The sequence below is a fragment of the Actinomyces sp. Z5 genome, assembly GCF_003287795.1.
Taxonomy (GTDB): domain Bacteria; phylum Actinomycetota; class Actinomycetes; order Actinomycetales; family Actinomycetaceae; genus Actinomyces; species Actinomyces glycerinitolerans.
Genome location: NZ_QMIN01000076.1, coordinates 33,392 through 37,675 on the forward strand (window position 1 = coordinate 33,392; position 4,284 = coordinate 37,675).

Sequence of the window (4,284 nt, forward strand, 5' to 3'; positions counted from 1 at the left end):
CGGTCTTCGCCCTACCCGCGGACACCACCGAGCGCCTGGCCGCAGTAGCCGAGGGCGCGTTGGAGGGCGCCTACGTCTGGTCGCGGCGGATCCCGGAGCCGACGGCACCCCTGGCCCGGATCACGGTGCTGACCCCGCTGGGCCCACTGCCGCGCACGCTGCTGCGCCGCAGCCCAGCGGATGGGGCGGCGCCGGTGCTGCAGCGCGCCCGCGTCCTGGCCGAGGCGGTGGCCGCCACCCGGGACCTGGTCAATGACCCGCCCGCCTCACTCACCCCCACCGCCTTCGTCGAGTACGCCCGCCGAGCCGCCGCCGCGGCCGGGCCCGGCCGTAAGGACGGCCGCTTGGAGGTTGAGGTGTATGACGACAAGCGCCTTGCGGCCGACGGCTTCGGCGGAATTGCGGGAGTCGGCCAGGGGGCGGTGCATCCGCCCCGCCTGGTCCGCGTGGCCTGGACGCCGCGAGTCAAGGACGCCGAGCACGTCGCCCTGGTGGGCAAGGGCATCACCTTCGACTCCGGCGGCCTGTCGCTGAAGCCACCGACCTCCATGCCCACCATGAAGTCGGACATGGCCGGGGCGGCCACCGTGCTGTCCGCAACGCTGGCAGCGGCCCGGCTGGGGCTGCCGGTCAAGACGACCGCCTGGCTCGCCCTGGCGGAGAACCTTCCCGGTGGGGCCGCCCAGCGCCCGGGCGACGTGGTCACCACGTTCGACGGCACCACCGTGGAGGTGACCAACACCGATGCCGAGGGCAGGCTGGTGCTCGCCGATGCCCTGGCCGCCGCCGTCGCCGAGGAGCCCGACGTCGTGGTGGACGTCGCGACCCTGACCGGCGCACAGATCGTGGCGTTGGGCGAGCGCGTCGCCGCGGTGATGGGTAGCGAATCGGTGCGCGACGGCGTCATCGCCGCGGCCGAGCGCGCCGGGGAGGACTTCTGGCCCATGCCGTTGCCGGCGTATCTGCGCGCCAACCTGGAGTCCCCCTTCGCAGATCTGCGCAATGCCGCCGTCGGCAACCGGGCCGGCGGCATGCTCGTGGCGGGGCTGTTCCTGCGCGAGTTCGTGGGCCGGACCCCGTGGGCGCACCTGGATATTGCGGGGCCCGCCTACAACGAAAAGTCCGCCTGGGGACTGACCCCCACCGGTGGGACCGGCTTCGGCGTCGCCACGCTGTTGGCCTTCCTGGAGGACCGGATCACGGGCGCGCGGCAGGGCACCGACCGAGCTGAGTAAACACTCGCCGTGCAGGTGATCCATGCCGTAGGCTACCCGGGACTCTCGTCCCCATTCGCGGGACCGCGGCCATCGCTGGCCGCCGAACAACACCGCCGCTCACGGCCGACTTTGAAAGGAAGCATGCACGTGACACAAGCAGGTGCGATCGACGGGGCCGGAACCGGTCAAGACGCCGTTTACGACATGGTGGTGCTCGGGGGCGGCTCGGGCGGGTACGCGGCGGCGCTGCGCGGCGCCCAGCTCGGGCTGCGCGTGGCACTGGTTGAGGCGGACAAGGTGGGTGGCACCTGCCTGCACCGCGGCTGCGTGCCCACCAAGGCCATCCTGCACGCGGCGGAGACCGCGGACGCGGTTCGGGAGGCCTCCGCAGTCGGCATCCGGGCGGCCCTGGAGGGCATCGACATGCCCGCCGTCCAGGAGTACAAGAACAGCATCGTCGCCCGCATGTACAAGGGGCTGCAGGGGCTGGTCTCCTCCCGCGGCATCGACCTGGTGGGAGGCTGGGGCCGCCTGGTCGCGCCGGACGCGGTCGAGGTGGCTGGCCGGCACTACCGGGGCCGCAACGTGGTTCTCGCCTCCGGCTCCTACTCCAAGACCATGGGGCAGGAGATCTCCGGGCCGGTGATCACCAGCGAGCAGGCCCTCGAACTCGATCACGTGCCTGCGTCCGCGGTGATCCTGGGAGGCGGGGTGATCGGGGTGGAGTTCGCCTCCGCCTGGGCCTCCCTGGGCAGCCAGGTCACCATCATCGAGGCCTTGCCGCACCTGGTTCCCAACGAGGACGAGGCGATCTCCAAGCAGCTCGAGCGTGCCTTCCGCAAGCGGCGCATCAACTTCCGCGTCGGCACCCGCTTCGAGTCCGTTGAACGCACGGAGAGCGGCGTGCGGGTGCGCACCGCCGATGGTGCCGTCACCGAGGCCGAGGTGCTGCTGATCGCGGTGGGCCGCGGCCCGGCCACCGCCAACCTGGGCTTTGAGGAGGTGGGCGTGGCCATGGACCGCGGCTTTGTGCTCACCGACCCGCACGGGCGCACGAACGTTCCCGGGGTGTGGGCCGTGGGCGATATCGTGCCCGGCGTGCAGCTGGCTCACCGCGGCTTCGCGCAGGGAATCGCCGTCGCCGAGCGGATCGCGGGCCTGGATCCCGAGCCGGTCGACGACGTCAAGGTGCCCAAGGTGACCTTCTGCGAGCCGCAGATCGCCTCCGTGGGGCTGTCCGAGGCGCGCGCCGCCGAGTTGCACGGCGCGGAGAACATCGTCACCAGCCAGTTCAACGTGGCCGGCAATGCCAAGTCCCAGATCCTGGGCACGCAGGGCTTCGTGAAGCTGGTGTCCCTGAAGGACGGTCCCATCCTCGGCTTCCACGCCATCGGCGCCCGCATGGGTGAGCAGGTCGGCGAGGGCCAGTTGATCGTGTCGTGGGAGGCCGACGCCAACGACGTCGCCGCCCTGGTGCACGCCCACCCCACCCAGAACGAGACCATCGGCGAGGCCGCCATGGCGCTGGCCGGCAAGCCGCTGCACAACCACGGCTGACCGCATACTCGCTCCACCCGAATTGAACTGGCAATCAGCAAACCAACGAGGAAGGCAAGCTCTAATGGCTGAGTCCGTGAAGATGCCCGCCCTGGGCGAGTCGGTAACCGAGGGAACCGTCTCCTCCTGGCTGAAGTCCGTGGGAGACACCATCGAGGTCGGTGAACCCCTGCTGGAGGTGGCCACCGACAAGGTCGACACCGAGGTCCCCTCCCCGGTTTCCGGAACCCTGCTGGAGATCCGCGTCGCCGAGGACGAGAACGCCGAGGTCGGCACCGTCCTGGCCATCGTGGGCGATCCGGCCGAGGCCGGCGGCGCGCCCGCCGAGCCCGCGCCTGCCGCTTCGACGCCGCAGGAGCCCGCCGCGCCGACACCCGAGCCCGCCGCGCCGACACCCGAGCCCGCCGCGGCACCGGCTCCAACGGCACCCGCCGCCCCGGACGCATCGCCGTCGGTCGGCTATGTCACTCCGATCGTGCGCAAGCTCGCCCGTGAGCGGGGCGTCGACCTGGCCACCGTCACCGGCACCGGCGTCGGCGGACGCATCCGCAAGCAGGACGTGGAGGCCGCGGCGGCGGCGCGGGCGGAGGCCGCCGCGCCTGCACCACAGGCCGAGGCCACGCCGGCACCGCAGGCCGAGCCTGCTGCACCCGTCTCCGCACCGCAGCCGGCGGCGTCTTCGGCCGCTCCCACCGCGGCGAGCCCGACCCGCCCCGCGCCGTCGGCCGGCGAGTCCGAGCTGCGTGGCCGCACTGAGAAGATGAGCCGCCTGCGCCGCCTGATCGGCGACCGCATGATGACATCGCTGCAGACCTCCGCCCAGCTGACCACGGTCGTGGAGGTGGATGTGACCCGCATCGCCGCCCTGCGTGCTCGCGCCAAGGACGAGTTCCTGGCGCGCAACGGCACCAGGCTCACCTACCTGCCGTTCTTCGTGGCCGCCGCCACGGAGGCGCTCAAGGCACACCCGAAGCTGAATGCGACCATCGCGGAGGACGAGGTGACCTACCACGACGTCGAGCACATCGGCATCGCGGTGGACACTCCGCGCGGGCTGTACGTGCCCGTGGTCAAGCACGCCGGCGACCTGAACATTCCGGGCCTGGCCAAGCGCATCAACGACCTGGCCGCGCGTACTCGCGAGAACCGGGTCGACGCCGGTGAGCTGTCCGGTGCGACCTTCACGATCACCAACACCGGCTCCGGCGGCGCCCTGTTCGACACCCCGATCGTCAACCCGCCCGAGGTCGCCATCCTCGGCCTGGGTGCCATCACCCGCCAGCCCCGCGTAGTCAAGGACGGCGACGGCAACGAGGTAATTGCCGTGCGCTCGGTGTGCTACCTGTCCCTGTCCTACGACCACCGACTGGTCGACGGCGCGGACGCCTCCCGGTACCTCATGACCGTCAAGAAGCGCCTGGAGGACGGCGACTTCGCCGGTGAGCTGGGGCTGTAGCACAGCCGACACCCTCAAAGGCAGCCGCGGGGCCCGCACGCGTTGCGTGCGGGC

General features: G+C 71.7%; 3 protein-coding genes. All 3 read left to right on the forward strand.

Annotated elements, in window-relative coordinates; translation table 11 throughout:
• On the forward strand, positions 1–1,235 hold a 1,235-nt coding region (locus tag DRB06_RS10735; protein WP_111819937.1), incomplete at its 5' end, for a leucyl aminopeptidase.
• 186 nt (positions 1,236–1,421) lie between these two features.
• A complete protein-coding gene (gene lpdA / locus DRB06_RS10740; protein ID WP_181575260.1) occupies positions 1,422–2,774 on the forward strand; it encodes a dihydrolipoyl dehydrogenase in 1,353 nt (450 codons plus the stop codon).
• Between the two features lie 22 nt (positions 2,775–2,796).
• A complete protein-coding gene (gene sucB, locus DRB06_RS10745) occupies positions 2,797–4,230 on the forward strand; it encodes a 2-oxoglutarate dehydrogenase, E2 component, dihydrolipoamide succinyltransferase (protein ID WP_258522236.1) in 1,434 nt (477 codons plus the stop codon).
• The last annotated feature ends 54 nt before the right edge of the window (positions 4,231–4,284 follow it).

Excerpts from the sequence above, each read along its gene's own strand:
- lpdA (WP_181575260.1), top strand. The coding sequence starts at position 1,422 with ATGGTGGTGCTCGGGGGCGGCTCGGGCGGGTACGCGGCGGCGCTGCGC.